16 protein-coding genes and 1 pseudogene are annotated in these 21,520 nt (G+C 33.1%); all 17 read left to right on the top strand.

Features of this window, described 5'->3' with window-relative positions; genetic code table 11:
• On the top strand, nucleotides 1-491 hold a 491-nt coding region (locus tag RWZ86_RS05385), incomplete at its 5' end, for a Fur family transcriptional regulator (RefSeq protein WP_314680514.1).
• Between the two features lie 159 nt (nucleotides 492-650).
• Complete coding sequence (gene rpsU / locus RWZ86_RS05380) at nucleotides 651-824, top strand: 30S ribosomal protein S21 (protein ID WP_005605651.1); 174 nt, start codon at nucleotides 651-653, stop codon at nucleotides 822-824.
• 80 nt (nucleotides 825-904) lie between these two features.
• On the top strand, nucleotides 905-1,348 hold the full coding sequence (locus RWZ86_RS05375; protein WP_006702494.1) for a GatB/YqeY domain-containing protein: 444 nt from the start codon (nucleotides 905-907) through the stop codon (nucleotides 1,346-1,348).
• A 334-nt stretch (nucleotides 1,349-1,682) separates the two neighbouring features.
• A complete protein-coding gene (locus RWZ86_RS05370; RefSeq protein ID WP_314680513.1) occupies nucleotides 1,683-2,270 on the top strand; it encodes a PBECR4 domain-containing protein in 588 nt (195 codons plus the stop codon).
• A gap of 239 nt (nucleotides 2,271-2,509) precedes the next feature.
• Nucleotides 2,510-3,490 (top strand): PhoH family protein, encoded by a 981-nt coding sequence (locus RWZ86_RS05365; RefSeq protein ID WP_314680512.1) that lies wholly within the window; start codon nucleotides 2,510-2,512, stop codon nucleotides 3,488-3,490.
• Nucleotides 3,491-3,508: 18 nt separating this feature from the next.
• The gene (locus RWZ86_RS05360; protein ID WP_314680511.1) at nucleotides 3,509-5,698 is read left to right on the top strand and encodes an HDIG domain-containing metalloprotein; all 2,190 of its coding nucleotides are present in this window, start codon (nucleotides 3,509-3,511) and stop codon (nucleotides 5,696-5,698) included.
• A 12-nt stretch (nucleotides 5,699-5,710) separates the two neighbouring features.
• On the top strand, nucleotides 5,711-6,196 hold the full coding sequence (ybeY, locus tag RWZ86_RS05355; RefSeq protein WP_314112102.1) for an rRNA maturation RNase YbeY: 486 nt from the start codon (nucleotides 5,711-5,713) through the stop codon (nucleotides 6,194-6,196).
• The gene (locus tag RWZ86_RS05350) at nucleotides 6,189-6,572 is read left to right on the top strand and encodes a diacylglycerol kinase family protein (RefSeq protein ID WP_314680510.1); all 384 of its coding nucleotides are present in this window, start codon (nucleotides 6,189-6,191) and stop codon (nucleotides 6,570-6,572) included. Before ybeY ends, RWZ86_RS05350 begins: the two co-directional genes overlap by 8 nt.
• Nucleotides 6,573-6,582: 10 nt before the next feature.
• Nucleotides 6,583-7,491, top strand: a complete 909-nt coding sequence (gene era, locus RWZ86_RS05345) for a GTPase Era (protein ID WP_314680509.1) — start codon at nucleotides 6,583-6,585, stop codon at nucleotides 7,489-7,491.
• Between the two features lie 9 nt (nucleotides 7,492-7,500).
• Entirely contained in the window at nucleotides 7,501-8,292 is a 792-nt protein-coding gene (recO, locus tag RWZ86_RS05340) for a DNA repair protein RecO (RefSeq protein ID WP_314680508.1), read from the top strand.
• A 147-nt stretch (nucleotides 8,293-8,439) separates the two neighbouring features.
• Nucleotides 8,440-9,036 (top strand): Holliday junction branch migration protein RuvA, encoded by a 597-nt coding sequence (gene ruvA, locus RWZ86_RS05335; protein WP_314680507.1) that lies wholly within the window; start codon nucleotides 8,440-8,442, stop codon nucleotides 9,034-9,036.
• Between the two features lie 14 nt (nucleotides 9,037-9,050).
• Nucleotides 9,051-10,049, top strand: a complete 999-nt coding sequence (ruvB, locus tag RWZ86_RS05330; protein ID WP_314680506.1) for a Holliday junction branch migration DNA helicase RuvB — start codon at nucleotides 9,051-9,053, stop codon at nucleotides 10,047-10,049.
• A 20-nt stretch (nucleotides 10,050-10,069) separates the two neighbouring features.
• Nucleotides 10,070-11,107: a tRNA preQ1(34) S-adenosylmethionine ribosyltransferase-isomerase QueA gene (gene queA, locus RWZ86_RS05325; RefSeq protein WP_314680505.1), complete on the top strand. Its 1,038-nt coding sequence runs from the start codon at nucleotides 10,070-10,072 to the stop codon at nucleotides 11,105-11,107.
• 63 nt (nucleotides 11,108-11,170) lie between these two features.
• Nucleotides 11,171-11,767 (top strand): annotated as a pseudogene (locus RWZ86_RS05320) (uracil-DNA glycosylase family protein).
• Nucleotides 11,768-12,262, top strand: coding sequence for a peroxiredoxin (locus RWZ86_RS05315; protein WP_314680504.1), 495 nt, complete (start codon nucleotides 11,768-11,770; stop codon nucleotides 12,260-12,262).
• A gap of 14 nt (nucleotides 12,263-12,276) precedes the next feature.
• Nucleotides 12,277-13,233 carry a prolyl aminopeptidase gene (gene pip, locus RWZ86_RS05310; RefSeq protein WP_314680503.1) on the top strand — a complete coding sequence of 319 codons (957 nt, stop codon included), beginning with the start codon at nucleotides 12,277-12,279 and terminating at the stop codon, nucleotides 13,231-13,233.
• Nucleotides 13,234-13,506: 273 nt separating this feature from the next.
• On the top strand, nucleotides 13,507-21,520 hold an 8,014-nt coding region (locus RWZ86_RS05305; RefSeq protein ID WP_314680502.1), incomplete at its 3' end, for a YSIRK-type signal peptide-containing protein.

Genomic DNA, 21,520 nt, shown 5'->3' with positions numbered 1-21,520 from the left:
ACCATAAAGAAACTCACCAACATTCAAGTAAAAATGAAAAACAACATCATCACTGCCATTGCCATCATGGACAAATTGAACAAGCGATTCAATTATTAAAACAGGCAGGATTTAAGTATACAAGTAAACGGGAGAAAATTATTGAAATTTTTAGTCATGAAGATCGCTATTTGTCCGCAAAACAAGTACAACAATTGTTAGAAGCAGATTTTCCAAATATGAGTTATGATACCATTTATCGTAATTTATATGATTTTACAGATTTAGGCATTTTAGAAACAACTGAATGGAATGGTGAAAAATTATTCCGTTTTGGATGTAGTCATGAAGGTCATCATCATCATTTTATTTGTGAAAAATGTGGGCGTACAAAAGAAATTGAGTTTTGTCCAATGACTTATTTTGAAACACAATTAGAGGGTTGCGAAGTACATTCTCATCGTTTTGAAATTTTTGGATTATGTGAAAAATGTGCTCGTACAAGTTCATAATTCAAAAGAAATAACTTAATTTTTAAGGAAAAATATTAGTGTATCTAATTGACAATTGAGCAAACCTTTTCTATAATAAAAAAAGGACATTTCGTTTGTTTGGTTATTCTATTCAAAAGAAAACAGTTACTTTTAATGCTCGGAGGGAGGGAATAGGATATGTCAAAAACAGTTGTTCGTAAAAACGAATCACTTGATGATGCTCTTCGTCGCTTCAAACGTACTGTTTCTAAAACTGGAACTTTACAAGAGGCTCGTAAACGTGAGTTTTATGAAAAACCAAGTGTAAGACGTAAGAAAAAATCAGAGGCAGCTCGTAAACGTAAGTTCTAGTCAACTCTGTGTATCATATGACTAAGTAAAGGCTGGGATTTTACGTCTCAGTCTTTTTCGTATTTTAAGGAGTGGAAAACATGAGTTTAAAAGAAACATTGAATAATGATATTAAAACAGCTATGAAAGCAAAAGATAAAGAAACTTTAGCAGTATTAAGAATGATTAAAACAGCTGTTCAAGCAGCAGAAATCGATAAAAAAGAAGAATTAAATGCTGAAGAAGAATTAACGATTTTAGCACGTGAAGCAAAACAACGTCGTGAATCATTAGCAGAATTTGTTAAAGCAGGGCGTGATGAATTAGTTGCCAAAACAGAAGCTGAAATTGAAATTGTAGAACGTTACTTACCAAAACAATTATCAGTTGAAGAAGTAAAAGAAGTCATTGCAACTGTAGCTGAAAAAATTGGTGCAACAACTCAAAAAGAATTCGGTAAATTAATGGGTGCTGTTATGCAAGAATTAAAAGGAAAAGCAGACGGCAATGTGATTAAAGAACAAGTGAAAGCTCATTTAGGTTAATCAGAATTCAAATAGACTTTTAGTCATTTCAGGATGAAAGAAAATAAGAATTAATTTATGAAATAGATTTTTGTTTAAAAGCCCACAGCGTAAATGATTCTCAAGATAATATGCTTGAAAAATAATGAATAGAAAGCTATAATTGAACCAAAGATGAGTGGTCGGCTCATGGTCAATCTGATATTAAACTTGAACATAAGGGTCAAGCGGGTGGCGGACACCAAAAAAATCCGAAATTAAACTTGAACATAAGGGTCAAGCGGGTGGCAGACACCAAAATAAACCGACTGGAGAACGTCCCAAACTATTGGGACGTTTTTTTGGAGGTAAAAATATGAAGAAGGAAGAACAATTTAGGACTATAAATACTCTTGAATATAATAGAATCGTACATAGTATTCCATCACTTTATAAGATTGCGAAGTATTTTAAAGATAATTTTTTCGGTAAAAAAGTTGTATATTGTACTCGTAATCAAAAAATTTCAGTATATTTTTCAGAAAGTAATTTTATGCATCTATGTGGGTTACATTATTCACGAGGAGCAAAAAACTTCTTTTTAGACTGTTTAGATAAAAAATTAGATGTTTCTTCTTTACTAGTAAAAAAAGATGGTACAACTTTTCAAAAATTAGCAATTTTGAACTCTGTTACAGAATTAACAAGTCCTCATGTTCGATTAACTGGTTCGGGAAGGTATTTATATTTAGAATTTGATTATGCATTAAGAACTAAAAAACAAATTTTAGCATTAACATTAAAAGATACGAGTAAAAAAATTGTTCCTCAATCGTTACTTGATTTAAAAAAGAAGAGAGACTTTCCTAAAGGAGAAGATATTATAAAAATATATGCAGTAGATTTTTATACTGGGAAAGAATGGATTTATTATACTGAGGAAATTGATTTGAAAGAAAAATAGTATTTAGATTTTGTATAGATATAGTTTATAAAACAATTAATAAGAACCAGAAGCCTTTATATTAGTAGTACCAATTGATTGAATGAATGCAAAACTTATAATTAATCGACAGATGCATTGCTGCTTGGAGTCACAAATTTTTTGTGGCTTTTTTGTGTTCTATAAGACAATAATCAAATCACACTAAATTCATAGTAAGAACTGTCAAAAATATGCTATAATAGTGCTATATACAGTAAATGGAGGTTAACAGTGTGGTAGAACAAAACTATAAACAAGCGTTAGAAATCCAAGATCATCCACAACTTGTTCAATTATTTGGTTCACAGGATCAACATTTAAGATTGTTGGAAGAAACGTTTGAAACACTCATTACTCATCGTGAAGAACAATTGTTAATTTCCGGTGAAGAGGAGTCTGTAAAGCAAACAATCCTATTATTAGAACAACTACAAGAATTAATAGCACGTGGTATTTCAATTTCTCAAACGGATATTGTAACTGCCATTAAAATGGCAAAAAGAGGTACATTAGATTATTTCTTAAATTTATATAATGAGGAAATTGGTCGTACATTTTCTGGTAAACCGATTCGTGCAAAAACATTTGGACAACAACAATATATTCATGCCATTAAGAAAACAGATATGGTGTTTGGTATTGGACCTGCAGGAACTGGTAAAACTTTCGTCGCAGTTGTAATGGCGGTTCAAGCTTTGAAAAAAGGTCAAGTAAAGAAAATTATTTTAACACGACCAGCGGTTGAAGCAGGGGAAAATTTAGGATTTTTACCAGGGGATTTAAAAGAAAAGGTGGATCCATATTTACGTCCGATTTATGATGCGTTATATGCCATTTATGGAGTAGAACATACGAATCGTTTATTGGAAAGAGGAGTCATTGAAGTAGCTCCACTTGCTTATATGCGTGGACGTACATTAGAAGAAGCATTTATTATTTTAGATGAAGCACAAAATACAACAAGAGCTCAAATGAAAATGTTCCTAACTCGTTTAGGATTTGGTTCAAAAATGATTATTAATGGAGATAAAACACAAGTAGACTTACCAAAAGGGAGTCATATGAGTGGTTTAGTGGATGCAGAAAATAAATTAAAAGGCATTAGTGGAATTTCTTTTGTAGAATTTGATGCGTTTGATGTCGTTCGTCATCCATTAGTTTCAAGTATTATTGATGCCTATTCAGAACAAGGTGAATAAGTAAGGAGTAAATGAAAAATGAGACAGAAACTGCGAAAATTTCAGGAAGTTTTGGGCATTTTCTATTTGCCCTTGCTTCTTTTTTTAACATTTGTTGCATTACTCGTCATTGGATATGGAAGTGTAAAACCAACGACTTATACAGTAGAATTGAACCAAGTTGCTAAGGAAACGATTCGTGCTCCAAGAACTTTGGAAGATAGAGCTCAAACAGAGAAAAATCAACAAATTGCAATGGATGCTGTCAGCGATGTATTAGTATTTGACCAAGAACGATTAACAAAGCAACTAACAAATATTCAGCAATTTTTCCAAGCGATTAAATCAGTCGCATCTAAAGCATCTGCTGAAATTATTAAAACAGATCAAAGTAATTCTTCTGAAGAATCTGTGACAAGAGTAGCAACCACTCAAGAAAGAGTTCAATATTTTAAGAAATCACTTGAAAAAGAGAATCAATCCATTCGAGAGTTTGCAATTTTCATACCTGATAAATATATTTCTCAATTATTACAAGCGAATAATGAACAGTTGGCTTCTTATGAGAAGACGTTAAAATCAGTTGTAGAAACACAAATGAAAAATGCTATTAGTGAAAGTACTGTAACAAAAACTCAAGAAGAAGCGAAGAAAACTTTATTCTATAGTGACTTTTCTGATACAGAAAGAGATTTATTAGGTCAATTAGTGACCGTTTCGGTTATTGTAAATAATGTAGTGGATAAAGAAGCGACTCAAAAGGCAAAAGAAGCGGCAAAAGCAGCTGTTACTCCAGTAAAAATTTTACAGGGGCAAGTGCTTGTCCAAGAAGGACATGTGATTTCAAATCAAGAGATTCGTCTAATTGAATTATTTGGGTTAAGTAATGGACAACGAAACTATCATGAATTATATAGTTATTTATTATTCTTAACAGGAATTATTATTTTTTTAGCTGTATATTTTTATAAACCTACTCAAACAGATAAACAAAGTTCAAGTGATACAGCAACTGCTTTAACTGTTTTTAGTTTGATATTTGTTGCAGGTGTTTTAGTATTAAAAATATTAGCATTAGTACAACATCGAGGAGTGGAACACATTGGTTTGATATTCCCAGTTGCCGGTTTAGTGTATCTTCTCTATCGTTTAACAAAGAGTTTAAGACTTACCATTTTTTCAATTGTATTGTTACCAATTTTTTCATGGTTTTTCTTTTCTCAATCAACAAATGTGTTGCATTTAATTTTAACGACTGTATCTCTATCAGTCATTGCATGGATTGGGATTTTAAATGAAACTTTGTGGAAGAATCAATTATGGATCAAACGTTTTATCAAATATTTAGTTTATCCTGTATTATTAGGAGTTCCATTTGTATTTTATAGTAATTATGAATTTCAAACGCAACAAACAATGTTTATCTTTTTATTTTTACTATTAAGTGGATTTTTATCATTTTTAATACCGGTGATATTAATGCCGTATTTAGCTTATGTATTCGAAGATAGTTCGGTATTATTATGGGCTGAATTATCGAATCCAAATCAACCATTATTAAAAGACCTAATTACTCAGGCTCCAGGAACGTATCATCATAGTTTAATGGTTGCAAATATTTCTGCCAACTGTGTAGAAGCAATTGGTGGTGACTCTCAATTAGCCAGAGTAGCCTGCTATTATCATGATATTGGAAAGTTAGAACATCCATTATTCTTTATTGAGAACTTACCTGGACATATGGAATCGCCTCATAAAATGTTAAGTGCGGAAGAATCGGTTCATATTATTTTTAACCATGTAACAAAAGGGGTAGAAATTTTAAAACAACACCAATTACCTCAATCAGTCATTGATATATGTGCACAACATCATGGAACAACATTGATGAAATATTTTTATGCAGAAGCATTAAAAAATAATCCGGATGTAAAAGAAGAAGATTTCCGTTATCCAGGACCAAAGCCTCAAACAAAAGAGGCTGCAGTTATAAATATCGTGGATAGTGCAGAAGCGGCAACTCGTGCGATGAAAGAACCAACTTTGGAAAAAGTAGAAGCGTTAGTTCATTCCATTATTATGAATCGACTAGAAGATGAACAATTTGTAGAATGTGATATTACGATGAAAGAAATAGCAATTGTAGAAAAAATGATTGTGACATCTTTAAATGGTACATTCCATTCAAGAATTGAATATCCAACAATCAAAAAACAAGAAACAAAATAGGAAGGAAATATTATGTTTATTGAATTAATAGACGAAACCGAAGTAGTAAAAGAAGAATATCAAAAATTAGTAGAAGATGTCGTGTCATTTGCAAGCGACTATTTACATTATCCTGAAAATCGTGAATGCTGTATTTCATTTGTTTCAAGTGAAAGAATTCGTGAGATTAATCGAGATTTTAGAAATATTGATAAAGTGACGGATGTTATTAGTTTTGCTTTAGATGATGAAGAAGAGGATATGGATCCAATTAAAAATTTTATGGCGTCAGATGAAAATTTTGTGACTTCCATTGGAGATATTATTATCTCAGTAGATCGTGCAAAGGAACAAGCAGAAGAATATGGACATAGTTTAGAACGTGAATTAGGCTTCTTAGCGTTACATGGTTTCTTACATTTAAATGGTTATGATCATCAAACAGAAGAAGAAGAAAAAGAAATGACAGGCTTACAAACAGAAATTTTAACAGCCTATGGTTTAACAAGAAATGCATAAACAAGTTGAAAAAAATCACCATTTCAAACAATCCATGCAACATGCTGTGAATGGTATTAAAACTGTCTTTCAAGATGAACGAAATTTTAGATTTGATGTTGTTGCTGCAATAGGAGTAGTAATACTAGGATTTTTATTAAACATCGAAAGAGTTGAATGGTACTGGATTGTATTTTGTGTCTTTTTAATGTTTATTTTAGAAATGTTAAATACCGTTGTAGAACAATTAGTTGATTTAATGGTAGAACACAATTATCATTTAGCTGCTAAAAAAGCAAAAGATGTATCAGCGGGTGTCGTATTAATGGGAGCAATTTTTGTTCTTATTATGGCTTCAGGAATTTTTATTCCAAAGATTGTACAAATGTTTTTATAAGGAGAGTCATATGTCAAAACAGTTTAAATCAGGTTTTGTGGCAATTGTAGGTAGACCGAATGTAGGAAAATCTACTTTTATGAATTATGTATTAGGGCAAAAAATTGCGATTATGTCGGATAAAGCTCAAACAACACGTAATAAAATTCAAGGGGTATATACGAATCAAGATTGTCAAATCGTTTTTTTAGATACTCCAGGAATTCATAAACCAAAGCATGAACTAGGAAATTTCATGGTGGAGAGTGCTTATTCTGCATTAAAAGAAGTGGATGCTGTATTATTTATGGTGAATGCTGCAGAAAAAAGAGGTCCTGGTGATGATTTCATTATTGAGAAATTAAAGAAAATTAAAACACCCGTCTTTTTAGTGTTAAATAAAATTGATTTAATTTCTCCAGATGAATTATTAGACCGAGTTGAATCGTATCAAGAAACGATTCCATTTGCTGGAATTATTCCAATTTCAGTTTTACAAGGGAATAATGTTCAAGAATTGATGACAACTTTAACAAATCATTTACCAGAAGGTCCTCAATATTATCCAAGTGATCAAATTACAGACCATCCGGAATACTTTGTTGTGTCAGAATTAATTCGTGAGAAAATTTTACATTTAACAAAAGAAGAAATTCCTCACTCAGTAGCCGTTACTGTAGATAAAATGCAAAAAGATGAGTTTGATAAAGTCCATGTTTATGCCAATATTATTGTGGAACGTCCAACTCAAAAAGGAATTATCATCGGTAAAGGTGGTAAATTGCTAAAAGAAATTGGTGTAAGAGCGAGAAAAGATATCGAACAATTACTCGGAAATAAAGTCTATTTAGAATTATGGGTTAAAGTAGAAAAAGATTGGCGTAAGAAGAAAAGTCAATTACAAGACTTTGGATATCGAACAACAGATTATAAAGATTAAGGTGACTTTATGGAATACTTTCAAAAGTTTACCGGCATTGTTCTATTTCGACAAGAATACAAAGAACATGACATGATTGTTAAGATTTTCTCTCGAGAATTTGGGAAGCAAATGTTTTTTGTAAGAAATTTACAACGTTCAAGTCATCCTTTATCTGCAGCAACCTTACCCTTTACAAGAGCTGTTTTTATTGGAACGATTCATCAAAATGGCTTTAGCTTTATTAGGGAATGTCTTGAAGTTCAAAATCATCGACGTATTTATGAACAAATTGAAGTTCAAGCAGTCATGACGTATATGATGCAATTGGTGGATGCAGTGATGGAAGACCGAATCGTCAATACAGAGCTGTATGATTTATTAGAAAATTGCATTCGTGCGGTGGAAAATGATCTAGATCCATTTATTTTAATGCATTATTTTGAATTGAAAATGTTAAAATATTTTGGAGTGGCATTTCAATGGCAGCAGTGTTGTTTTTGCGAGGAGTCAGTCGGACCGTTTGATATTTCGTTGAAACATCATGGATTATTATGTTCAAGGCACTATGATACAGATGAAAAGAGATTACAATTAAGTCCAAAAGCAGTGCATATAGCTAGACTTCTTGTTGCTATGAAATCTCCTTTGCAAATCCAATCATTGAGTTTATCTACTGAAACAAAAGCTGATTTAAAAAGGCTATGTGATTCATTAATGGATGAATTCGTAGGAATTCGATTAAAAGGTAAAAAGTTTATTGATCAAATGCAAGATTGGCAGACTCAATTACAGATACGTCGAAATAAAACAGAAGAATAATGAATTTACTAATAAATAAAATGGGCGATAGAATTTAAGTCTATCGTCTTTTTTGCATACATTTAATGCTATTTTCTCAGTAGATTATTAGAATTTAAGCCGTTTTCGTGATACACTTAATAGGAAGAAATTTAACGGAGGTATGAGATGTACGAATATCTTAAAGGAGAATTAGTGGCTATTCAGCCAACGTATATTGTCGTAGAAAACCATGGAATTGGATATCAAATTATGTTTGCAAATCCTTATCGTATTCAATCAAAATTGAATGAAGTGATTCGAGTAGAACTTCAACAAATTGTTCGAGAAGATTCGATTACATTGTATGGCTTTTTAAGTGATGAGGAAAAAGAATTATTCCAAAAATTAATTAGTGTTTCTGGAATCGGACCCAAAAGTGCCGTATCTATTTTAGCAAATGATGATGTGAATGGTTTTATTCAAGCAGTAGAATCCGGCAATATTACGTATTTAACAAAATTTCCTGGAGTTGGTAAAAAAACTGCTCAACAAATTGTATTAGATTTAAAAGGAAAATTCAAGAATATTGTTGTGGAAGAAGTAGCTGCTCCAGAAGTAGAGACGATAACTGGAATGAAACATCTAGAAGAAGCAAGAGAAGCATTATTAGGATTAGGATATTCTGCAAAAGAAATTACAAAAGTTTGGAAAGAGTTAGAAACAGCAGCTCCTCAAACAACTCAAGAAGCATTATCCATTGCCTTTAAATTATTGATGAAATAGAAAGGAAGAATTGTGTGGAAGAACATCGATTTGTAGATGGTAGTCTGTTAGACGAACAAGAAGTTTCAACGGAATTATCATTACGACCGCAAAATTTACAACAATATATTGGTCAGCAAAAAGTAAAAGAAGAGTTATCCATTTATATTCAAGCTGCGCGAAGCAGGCAAGAAGCTTTGGATCATGTCTTATTATATGGCCCTCCTGGATTAGGAAAAACAACTTTAGCAATGGTCATTGCGAATGAATTAGAAGTTGGAATTAAAACGACAAGTGGTCCCGCAATTGAACGACCTGGAGATTTAGTCGCATTATTAAATGATTTAAATGCTGGAGACGTTTTGTTTATCGATGAAATTCATCGCTTACCTCGTGTAGTAGAAGAAATGCTTTATTCTGCAATGGAAGATTTCTTTGTGGATATTGTAGTAGGACAAGGACCAACAGCTCATCCTGTTCATTTTCCATTACCTCCTTTCACTTTAGTAGGAGCAACAACTCGTGCGGGTGCTTTATCTGCTCCGTTAAGGGATCGTTTTGGAATTGTGTCTCATATGGAATATTATGATGAGGAATCGTTAACAGAAATTGTTAAGAGAACTGCTAGTGTATTTGAAAGTGAAATTCATGAAGAGGCGGCTCGAGAGGTTGCCCTTCGTTCAAGAGGAACACCACGTATCGCCAATCGTTTATTAAAACGTGTCCGTGATTTTTCTCAAGTCTATGAAGAAGGGAGCATTTCAAAGGAAATTACGCAAAAAGCTCTTAAAGTCCTTCAAGTAGATGAAAAGGGATTAGATGCAATTGACCGTAAATTGCTAAATGCGATGATTGATTTATATGATGGTGGGCCAGTCGGATTAGGAGCAATTGCTGCCAATATTTCTGAAGATGCTGAAACAATCGAAGATATGTATGAACCATATTTATTACAAATTGGATTTATTAAGCGAACTTCAAGAGGAAGAATGGTGACACCAGAAGCTTATGTTCATTTGAACAGAAGATATTAGAATAGAAAGATGGAATAAGAATGAATTATACAACTCAAGATTTTGATTTTGATTTACCAGAAGAACTGATTGCTCAAACACCTTTGAAAGATCGTACTTCTTCAAGATTACTAGTCGTTAATAAAACAGAACATAGTGTAGAAGATAAACATTTTTCTGAAATTATTGATTATCTAGAAGAAGGCGATACATTAGTTGTCAATAATACACGAGTATTGCCAGCGAGATTATACGGCGAAAAAGAGGGAACAGGTGCTCATATCGAAGTGCTACTATTGCACAATACGCATGGAGATTGCTGGGAAACTCTTGTAAAACCAGCCAAAAGAATGAAGGTAGGAACAGTTGTATCGTTTGGTGATGGACGATTAAAAGCAACTGTAACAGAAGAATTAGAACAAGGTGGAAGAATCATCGAGTTTCAATATGATGGGGTATTTTTAGAGATTTTAGAATCGCTAGGTGAAATGCCATTACCACCGTATATCAAAGAACGATTAGAAGACCAAGAACGTTATCAAACCGTTTATGCAAAGGAAAATGGATCTGCAGCTGCTCCAACAGCCGGTTTACATTTTACAAAAGAATTAATGGAAAAAATTCAACAAAAAGGCATTCAAATTGTTCCAATTACGTTACATGTTGGATTAGGAACATTCAGACCTGTTTCTGTTGATCATTTAGAAGACCATAAAATGCATTCGGAATATTATCATATTTCAAAAGAAACAGCAGAGGTCATTGCAGAAACGAAGAAAAATGGAAAACGAGTGATTGCTGTAGGGACTACTTCGATTCGTACATTAGAAACAGTAGGTTCTGTTAATGATGGAGAAATTGTTCCAAGTAGTGGATGGACAGATATTTTCATTTCCCCAGGATATAAATTTAAAGTAGTGGATGCCTTTATTACGAACTTCCATCTTCCAAAATCGACATTAGTGATGTTAGTAAGTGCCTATTTAGGGCGTGACTTTACATTAGAAGCTTATCATCATGCGATTAGTGAACGTTATCGTTTCTTTAGTTTTGGAGATGCTATGTTTGTTCATCGTTAAAGTAATAGTAGAAATTTGAGAGCTATAATTATTTATCGTTAAAGTGAACAATTGAAAATGGAGATGAGTACATTGTCTTTTGAACAATTAAAAGAACAAATCATGCAGGATGAAGAAAATCAATTCTATACAAAGCAAGGAATTGAACCATTATTTTGAATTCCGGAATCGGCTAAGATTTTAATTATCGGTCAAGCACCTGGATTAAAAGCTCAAGAAAGCCGTAAATTTTTCTGGGATAAAAGTGGAGATCGTTTACGAGAATGGCTAGGTGTTGATGAATCTTTATTTTATGATTCAGGTTTATTTGCAGTCGTTCCAATGGACTTCTATTACCCAGGAAAAGGAAAAAGTGGAGATAAACCACCTAGAAAGAGGTTTGCTCCAAAATGGCATCCATTAGTGTTACCGTTATTGAAACAAGTCAAGTGCATTTTATTAGTTGGCTCATATGCACAAAACTATTATTTAAAAGACACGAAAAAAGAAAATTTAACGGAAACGGTAAGAAGTTTTCGAGAATATTTACCCAAATACTTTCCAATCGTACATCCTTCTCCTTTAAATATTAGATGGATGAAGAAAAATCTATGGTTTGAAGAAGAAGTATTACCAGAATTAAAAATGATCGTAAAAAATATGATAAAAAAAGGAGAATGAATGATGTTTATTACACGCCACAATAACCCATATGAATTAAAAGGAGAATTACCAACAGTAGGAGAAAAAGCTCCTCACTTTTCATTAGAATGTATTCATGGAGAAATTAAAACACCAGAATCATTTTCTGGAAGAGTAACATTAATCAGTGTTGTTCCAGATATTAATACTCGAGTTTGTGATATTCAAACAAAAGCATTCCATAAAAAAATGAAAGAACATCCAAGTATTCAACTTGTAACAATTAGTAAAAATAACAAAGATGAATTTAAAAACTGGTGTTCGGCAAATGATGTTGCAATGGAAATGTTATGTGATATTGATTTTACATTTGGAGAAGCGTATGGCATTTATGTGCCTGAATTAAGTGTAGACCAACGTTCGATTTTTGTGTTAGACCAAAATGGAACCATTGTGTATCAAGAAATCGTTCAAGAAATGACAGACGAACCGAATTATGATGAAGCTATCCGAGTAGCATTAACTCACTTATAAGAGGGGGAGATATAATGGAAAATAATACATTATTTCCACCAATTGAACCGTATAATGAGTTTTACTTAGAAGTCTCTTCGATTCATCAAATATTTGTAACGGAATCAGGAAATCCAAATGGAAAGCCGGTGGTGATTGTTCATGGTGGACCAGGCGGAGGTTCAAGTCCGCTAACACGTCAATTGTTTAATCCGGATGTTTATCGAATGATTCAATTTGACCAACGTGGTTGTGGAAAAAGTTTACCTTTTCTTTCATTAGAGGAGAATACAACTCAAGACTTAGTTTCGGATATGGAGAAAATCCGTGAAAAGTTAGAAATTGAAAAATGGGTTGTTTTCGGTGGTAGTTGGGGGACGACTTTATCCCTTCATTATGCGATTCAATATCCAGAAAGAGTTATGGGATTGATTTTACGAGGAATTTTCTTAGGAAGACAAGAAGATACCGATTGGCTATACCAAAAAGGAGCTAGCGATTTCTTCCCAGATCAATTTGCACCTTATTTAAATCATATTCCAGTTGAAGAACAAAATGATTTAGTTACTGCTTATTATAAGCGATTGACAAGTGACGATGCATTAATTCGCTTAGAAGCTGCTCGTCAATGGGCTAGATGGGAAGGCGGCATTTTGACCTTATTACCTAGGGAAACTGTTGGTGAGGAATCAGACGAAGATATGCTTGCGATTGCTATTATGGAATGTCATTATTTCTATCATCACTGTTTTGTAGAAGATGATGATTATATTCTCAACCATGCAGATGTATTAAAAGATATTCCAATTAAGATTGTTCATGGAAGATATGATGTGGATTGTCGTCCAAGTGGGGCGTATGATTTAAAACAAAAATTACCACATGCTGAATTAGTCTTTTCTACTGCAGCAGGACATGCGCAAATGGAACCTTCAACAGTAAAAGAACTGTTGAGATTTGCTAGAGAATTTGAATCGTTATTTGTTCATTGAAACCCTAAAAGCTACCGTGAATTTAATGTTTGCGGTAGCTTTATTGAATAAAAAATAAAGAGATAGAGTTAATAGGAGATGAGAAGGGGGTAAAAAGGTTTGGATTTCAAAATAAATATTGATAAATCAAGGTTTTGACGTGATTTTTTGTTGAATAATTAATAGAAAAATAGTAAAATGACGTGCTAGGGTATATTATTTTTTGTGAAAAATTTATTTTAAAAATTGTATATATAATCCTGGCAATTATTACAAATGTGAAAGGAGAAAACTATGAAAAGAAAACATCATAAAAAATCATTCGACTGGTACGGAATGAAACAACGTTTTTCGATTCGAAAATATCATTTTGGTGCAGCAAGTGTATTAATTGGGACAACATTATTTTTAATGGGTGGTCCAAGTGTATTAGCTAGTGAATTGGGTACAAGCCAAGGAACTAATACAGAATTAATTAGTAAAACAGAAAAGAAAACAGAAACTCCAAAAGAGGTAGTTTCAAAAGAAAAGTTACAATCATTACTATCAGAGTTGAAATCATTGATAACAGAAGTGTCTGCTTCTAAATTAGGTTCAGTTGAAAATCAAGAAAGAATCTACCAAAAAGCAGACTCTATTTTGCATGAAAATGAAGCAACACAAGAAAGTGTGAATGAACAAGTATCCCTTGTTCAAAATTCAATAGACTCATTAAAACGATTGAAAGAAGAAAAAGCTCAATCAAAATCTAATGAAGAAACGGTTGGCAAAAAGGAAGTTGCAGAAAAAGAGAAATCTGAAACTGTAACGAGTGAGGAAACAAAAAGCGAAGATTTACATACGGGTAGAAGAAGTCGCTCTAGAAGAGTAGAAGGAAAAGCAGAAGCAGAAGCTACTAGTTCAGCCAATTCAGAAAAAGAAGTAAAACCTGAATATCAAAATGGAGCGGATACTTATAAATTATCTGAAGAATTACATGATATTATTACATATCTTAAAAAGAATGGAATTGAAGCAGATAAGATTTCAGGTATCAAAGCAAACTATGATAAGTTGAATGAGACACTAGGTGCACATGAAGATGGTGTATTAGCAGAAGAAGACTATCATACCGCATTAAATACATTAAAAGAAGCAAGAAAATATAAGGAAGAAATTGTTGAGAAAAATTCTCCTGCAACAGAATCTGAATTAGCTCTTCGTCGTGAAGAACGTGCTCCTAATACAAGAGAAGGGGCTAATACGGAGTTCGGGAATGCATATACAGCATGGATGATTACAGCAGATGATGTTAAACGATTCCAATCAGCAAGTACTACTGATGCTAACTATCATGGATATAATTATAAAGTAGGGACGTTTTTATATAACTCAAATAATGCTGAAAACAGCCCAATTAATAATAATAATATGCAAGGACCTCAAAGAATTGCATGGACTAGAAATAGGGTTTATGTACAGGTAAACCGTGTATCAGGTAATGAACAATCTGGTTATGAGTTTAACTGGAAGATTCAATTCAATGCTGGTCATGAGCCTCACCAAAAACCATTCTACTACTTTACATTGCCGGATGGGCACAACTTCAGCAGCTCTGTTGTAGTAAAAGAAAATGAAAAACAACTTACAACAGGCTCTATTGAAGATGTATTGGAAAAATCTAAAGGTATCCTGAATGGTAAAATGGGGACAACTGAAGGTGTTAATGGTGGAGAATATTATAGAGGTACAGGTCTAATTAATGGACGTCCGTATATTCAAGCACCTATTAGAACATTAGAAGATTTTGTTAAGAATTCTACTAACTACTACTTTAATAGAAGTGGTGTAAATGGAGATATTATTCAAAAATCAGACTTCCTATTTGAAAATATTAAAAACTCAACTAAAAACATTATAGCTATTCAACCTCAAGGAATAAGCGCAGGGGGAGCTACTAATTCTTATTCATTTGAATTTTCTACGCATTCTAATAGTGCGGATGATCCTTATTATGTTGCAGGTGTGAAGACGTATGAGACTACTTCAGGATTAACTCAACATAGAAGTTATTCTCAATGGGGAACATTAAAAGATGCGTATACTATTAAAACAGATTCATTTACGAATGGAGATTTCAAAAAGAAAACTTTCTTGAAAGGAACTCAATTAGGAGTTTTTGAAAATTCTGGATATAGTTTTAATGATGGTTCTATAAGTGTTGAAAAAGGTAATAGTTTTATTGATGCAGGATTAGTATTAAGAAATAATACTACTGGTCAAGATGAAAGACCTCAAAAAAACAAATTATTACTAAAAATAACTCCTACAGCAACAATTGATGGTTCTAAGTATTCTCATATTCATAACCTCTATAATTATAATAATCCTAATGATGCTTTAACGAACTCTAAAGATAGAACAAAAGGTGGACATTTAGCTTACTTAGAAGGAACATATAATGGTTCAACTGTAAAAATTCCATTCTCATTTAATATCGTAACTCAGTCGGATATTTTTGAGCCTGTAAAAAACGAAACAAAAGAGAATCAAGCTCGAAAAACAACTGATAACTTAGGAAATGCTGCAGATTTTATTTCTGGATATAATAATGTATCAAGTAGAATTCCTGATTTATTTACAAATTGGAGTGAAGGAAATCCGGATACATTTAGAAATATTTTTAAAGGGAATTCTAATACATTCCCTGGTTCTTCAAATGATATTAAAAATCGTGCCATTAAAAATGTAGAGTGGGCAGATGGAAATAGCAATATAACAGGTGAAAAAATTGTTCCTGTAAAAGTACGTTATACTCCACAAGGAGCAGCTGCTTATGAGGAAACAAAATATGTAACTCTACCTCGTGAGTTAAACAACTTATCAATTGGACAAGCTTTAACTGAAGCTCAAAAACAAAAAATTATTGAATTAGCTAAAAGTACATTTGATGCTGATTCAGCAAGTTTCGATGGAAATACTGCTAAAGTAGGGGTTAAGAAACAAGTTAAAATCACCTACATGGATAATGAAAAAAATGCATTAACAGGAAACAAAGATGATTCTGTTCGTTATGTAGATTTCCACTTTACAAACTTAACAGTTCCAGATTCTAATAAGCCTGTTGTTACAATGAATGGTAGAACATTAACAACCAATGCAGATGATAATCGTTTTATTATTTATCGTGGAGCTGCATTTAATCCAACATTCAAAGTAACAGATGAAAGTAATATTGGCAGTTTGATGGTAACAAACTTACCAAAAGGTGTTTATTTTAATAAAGTTGATAATGTTGATAAAGAACGTGTAGGAACTACTACTGTTTTAAATCATACAATTTCTGGTGATGATAGTAATAAAGTAGCGAATGATGCTACATTAGGGGAACAAATTGCATCAGTTGAAGCATCTGACCAATATGGCAATAGAGAAACATACAAATTCAAATATCGTATTGTAGATGTTCAAGCAAAAAATAGCACGACAGAAAATCGTGCTGTTGGAAGTGAATTAGGAGATCCTCATAACCACTTCAAAGTAGCAGAAAGTAATAATGCAGAGAATGATAAGTACTATCCAACTAATATGCAGTTTAAATGGAATGAATTTAATAGTAGTACATTCAAAACTACTGAAGTTTCTAATAATACGAAATTAAACGAATTAGGAAGTATTACTAAGTATATTGCTACGGCTGTATTCCCTAATACTGTAAATACAAAAACAATAGATGGAGTAAATTATACAATTTACACACCTACTAAAAAAACAGTACAAATGACATTTAATGTCACGGATAATGTCGCTCCTACTGTTAAAATGACAAATCCAACAAATAATACAGAGTCTGTGTTAGGAAGTAATGAAAATAATCTTCCAGTAGTTGAAGTTTTCAGAGGGGCAACTTTAAATATTCCATTAAAAATGTTTGATAATAATACAAATGGAAAAATTAATATTAAGCATATTAGTGGATTGCCTACTGGAGTTAACTTGAATAATGGAAATACTCTTTCACAAAATAGTGGTTCAGAAACAAATCCTGCAGCTGCCACTATTACGGGTAGAGTAGCTCCAAATGCTGCATTAGGAACAAACGTTGTTACCTTAAAAGTTTCAGATGATGCAACAGGAAGTGTAGATAAAGGAAATCAAGCTACACTCAAATTCAAAGTTAAAACATATGATTTAGCCTTTGAAGATAGAGGTACACCAGTTAACGATAATACTCGTTCAGATGTATTAGGATTAAATGCTCAAAGCTTAGATCCAAATTACTATTTAACAACAACAGATGGAACGAATAGAGGAGATGGAAACTTTGGCTCAGATATGAAATTCCGCTATCTAAAAGGAAATACTGAAATTAGTGAACGTGTTTCTTTTGATAAGATTGGAAAACATTCTGTTAAGGCAAGAGCATATTTCCCAAATAGTAAAACTTCTACAAAAGGATTACCAACAAATCCTACAACCGGATTAACTGGAGATACTGCTTCTGTAGCTGGCAGAGGGTACTTGGAAAAAACAGTTGAGTTCAATGTGAAGCCAAACACACCAACAATATCTCAACCTCAATTCTATGGTACAGCAAGTTCAAAACCAACTGTAACGGTAGAAAACCTTCCAACAAATTCTCAATTGCAAAATGGAGCAACTGTAACGGTTGAACTATATCAAGGAACTACTAAAGTCGCTAGTAAGACTGTAACAGATAGAAATGGTACGACAACTTTATCAGCAGAGAACTTTACAGCTAACTTAACAGAAGGGCAACAAGTTCATGCTGTCGTAAAAGTTAGTGGAGGACAAGGTACAACAGCTTATTCTGTAAATTCTGATAATAGTGAAAATAGAAACGTTACAGGAAGAAGCACACTTTCCAACTTAGCATCTGATAAATTAGTTGTTCAAGTTCAAGATTTTGCGAATAATCGTGGAGGAACTCTTTCAGAGGCTGAAAAAAATACGATTAAACAAGCAATCTTTGAAGCAAATAAAAATGGAGTATTAAGAGGAAAACAAGTTTCTGATATTAATATTTCGGATACTGGATTAATTACTGCATTGGATAAAGATAATAAGATTGCGGAATTACAAATTAATCCAAGAACTAATGTCGTTACTCGATTTGCACATATTCGTGATGATTATAATATTACGTTTACGAATAATGGAAAACCTGCAAACCGTTCAACAGATCCAGGGTTTGAATGGAGTGGAGACGGAAAATCATTAATTTATAAATTCGATGTAACAAGTGGTGTAGCTTTACAAACAAATGAAGTTTTAAAAACTATTACCGCTACACCGAAAAATACTCAAGGACAACCATCCTTAACGACTGTTACAGGTAATGATAAAGCATTAGGAGAAGCAAATTCTAATGGCTTCAGCAGAAATGCGTCTACTGGATACTTTAGTAAAAATGGAGTAGGAGTTAACGTATTAGATTTAGTAAATCCAACATCATATGCTGGTGGAGGAAATATCGATAATACTACGAATAAACTTGTTGAGAATAATCGTACAGATATCAATAATAGTAATATTGTTGGTACTACTCTAGGAAATGATAATATTTCAGCTGCAAATAGTGCGAATGCAATTCCTTTAACTAATGTTGTTAAAGGGAAAAATGGTAATTCATTAGTTGTAAGAAAACAATTATATCTAATGCCAAAATATACAAATGATCAGTTATTACAAGATCGTGGAAATACAAATGCTAATAACACAAATGTAATTAATGTATACTTTGTACCAGTAGATCCAACAGCTCCTCAAGTTGAACGTTCAACTTCGAATACTTTAGCGGCTACAAGTGCTCAAGCAAACCGTCTAGCAGACAATACATCTTTTGCTAGCTTAGCCAAAGTGACAGATAACTACGATAAGGATGATGTAACAAATCCTTCAAGTAATACTGTTCGTAATAAATTAAATATGTGGGTTAAGAAAGGTAACACTAAAGTACAAATTGTAGAAAATGGTGTTGAAAAAACAGATGTTATTAATAACTTGAAAAAAGAAATCGACCCAGCCACATATGAAGTAATTGCTAAAACATCAGATGCTTCTGGTAATAAGAGTCATGCAGATTCAGCAGAGGGAGCAAGTTTAGGTTATTTCAAAGTTGGTTATAATCTAGTAGCTCGTGATATTATCAATGTTAAACGTGGAGAAACGATTTCAGCAGATGAGTTGAAGAGATTTATTCAAGTCCAAGAAGGAAATGAAAAAGTTGATTTACCTCAGGGAGCAACTGTCACAGCTACACTTGAAACAAATACGATTACTCGTGGAAGTGAAGAAACAAAAACTGTAGAAGCAACTGTTAATTTCGGAGAAAACAGAACGAAAAAAGTTCGTTTAACTTATAAAGTTCTTAATACATTCCCAATTGCTAATACTATTTATGACTTTAAAGATGTAACTCGAAGTAATGGACATTCAGATTATTATAGTAATACAGGAAATAATATTCCTGGAGGAATGAATTGGCTTTATAAACGTAGTGGAGGAGCAGAGCAAAGCGGAACAAGCTTTACTAGAACTCTTGCATCAGATCCAGTAGGGACAACGGTTTATACATTCATTGGTAGATATGACTATGGTCGTCATACAAATCGTCCAACTTCTACAGGTAATTTAGAACATTCAGCTACATTAGAGCATAAAGTATTTGATATTGCAGATAGTAAAAATGTTTCTGTTAGCCAAGGTACTACATTAAGTGCTGAACAGGCAAAAGCTGCTGTGAAGAATGCTACTGGTTCTGATACTTTACCTAATGGAACAACTTATGAATGGGTAGGAAATAATGTAGCAACTACATCAGGTAAACAAACATTCCAAGTGAAGGTTACATTACCAGTATCACAAACAGGGGATAATTTACCAGCCGCAACTCAAGCGACACCAAGTAAGACAATCAATGTAACAGTGAACGTAACACCACCAAAACCAACATTTGATAGTAATAAAGTGACTTCAACTTCACGTACTATTACAGGTACATTAGGTGGATTAAATGCGAATAGCAGTAATACAGTAGTGTCTGTTGCATTGAATGATGGAACTAACCGAGTATTAACAAGTGAAAATAATGGTGGAGTAACTATCAACGGTAATACGTGGACAGCAACACTTCCAGATGATGTAAAACTTCGTACATCGGTTGCTAAAAATGGTGAAACAACTCAACCAACTGGATTAACAGTTACAACGAAAATTAAAGGTTCTACTACTGCAGATGATATTAGTGTAGTAGGTGATGTTAAAGCTGTTGAAATGGGTGATTACTCAGTAAATACAACAATTGCAGGTAGCAAACATTTAGATGTTAAAGTACCGCATGATGCTAAACGTATAGAATTACGATTCCACAACAGCACGGAAACAAGCAATATACCAAAAAGTATCGTTCTTGTACGTAGCCAAAATGGTGGAAACTGGCAAGTAGATTCTACAGCAACACCTGCCGGAGTAACGAACGCAAATAACTTTGTACAAGCTATTACTAATACTGTTAATGCAACAAATAAAGCAGAAAATCTAGTGACGATTACATTAAAAGAATCACATAATAATGCTAAACTTCGTATTAAAGAAGAAAATGCTTCAGGAGATAATACAGCTACTTACAGAACAGGTTTAGGATTACGAGTAGATTACAAACCAGAACCAAGACAAGCAGTTACATCAGTAGGGAATTGGAAAGTAGTTAATGTGACGAATAATAAACCTACGTTAGCTTATAAAGGAACAGAAGCAAGTAACGTAGATGCACGTAAAGTATTCCCATCAGGAACAAGTATTACTAAAGCAATGTTAGAAAATCTAGTAACTGTAGGAGATACTGAAGATAAAGTTACAAATGAAGCTGACAAACCATACGGTACACCAACTGTAAAAATTGTTTCAGGATTAACAGAAACACCAGGAAAAGCAACTCCAGCTGGACGTTATACAGTAGTTCTTAAGGCGGTTGACAGTCAAGGAAAAGAAAGTGACCCGTTAACTGTGTATGTGGGAGTGGTGTCAACAGTCGTGAAATACCAACCAAAAGTTGGAGACGAAACGAAAGGATCACCAATTGATATTGAGGTTCCATCAGGAACGCATCACCAAGGCGACCCAATCACGTATACACCAAGAGAAATTACAGTTGGAGATAAAGTGTACGTACCATCTGAAGAAGGTAGCAAGACAGTTACATTAAAAGATGTACCACAAACAGTGGAAGTAGCCTATAAAGAAAAAGATGCTTCAACAGTCGTGAAATACCAACCAAAAGTTGGAGACGAAACGAAAGGATCACCAA

The organism is uncultured Granulicatella sp., from assembly GCF_963545075.1.
Lineage (GTDB): Bacteria > Bacillota > Bacilli > Lactobacillales > Aerococcaceae > Granulicatella.
The sequence above is the reverse complement of the archived record's forward strand: the minus strand, read 5'-3'. Positions and strand labels throughout refer to the sequence as shown.

Excerpts from the sequence above, each read along its gene's own strand:
- rpsU (WP_005605651.1), top strand. The coding sequence starts at position 651 with ATGTCAAAAACAGTTGTTCGTAAAAACGAATCACTTGATGATGCTCTT.
- RWZ86_RS05375 (WP_006702494.1), top strand. The coding sequence starts at position 905 with ATGAGTTTAAAAGAAACATTGAATAATGATATTAAAACAGCTATGAAA.
- RWZ86_RS05370 (WP_314680513.1), top strand. The coding sequence starts at position 1,683 with ATGAAGAAGGAAGAACAATTTAGGACTATAAATACTCTTGAATATAAT.
- RWZ86_RS05365 (WP_314680512.1), top strand. The coding sequence starts at position 2,510 with ATGGAGGTTAACAGTGTGGTAGAACAAAACTATAAACAAGCGTTAGAA.
- RWZ86_RS05360 (WP_314680511.1), top strand. The coding sequence starts at position 3,509 with ATGAGACAGAAACTGCGAAAATTTCAGGAAGTTTTGGGCATTTTCTAT.
- ybeY (WP_314112102.1), top strand. The coding sequence starts at position 5,711 with ATGTTTATTGAATTAATAGACGAAACCGAAGTAGTAAAAGAAGAATAT.
- RWZ86_RS05350 (WP_314680510.1), top strand. The coding sequence starts at position 6,189 with ATGCATAAACAAGTTGAAAAAAATCACCATTTCAAACAATCCATGCAA.
- era (WP_314680509.1), top strand. The coding sequence starts at position 6,583 with ATGTCAAAACAGTTTAAATCAGGTTTTGTGGCAATTGTAGGTAGACCG.
- recO (WP_314680508.1), top strand. The coding sequence starts at position 7,501 with ATGGAATACTTTCAAAAGTTTACCGGCATTGTTCTATTTCGACAAGAA.
- ruvA (WP_314680507.1), top strand. The coding sequence starts at position 8,440 with ATGTACGAATATCTTAAAGGAGAATTAGTGGCTATTCAGCCAACGTAT.
- queA (WP_314680505.1), top strand. The coding sequence starts at position 10,070 with ATGAATTATACAACTCAAGATTTTGATTTTGATTTACCAGAAGAACTG.
- RWZ86_RS05315 (WP_314680504.1), top strand. The coding sequence starts at position 11,768 with ATGATGTTTATTACACGCCACAATAACCCATATGAATTAAAAGGAGAA.
- pip (WP_314680503.1), top strand. The coding sequence starts at position 12,277 with ATGGAAAATAATACATTATTTCCACCAATTGAACCGTATAATGAGTTT.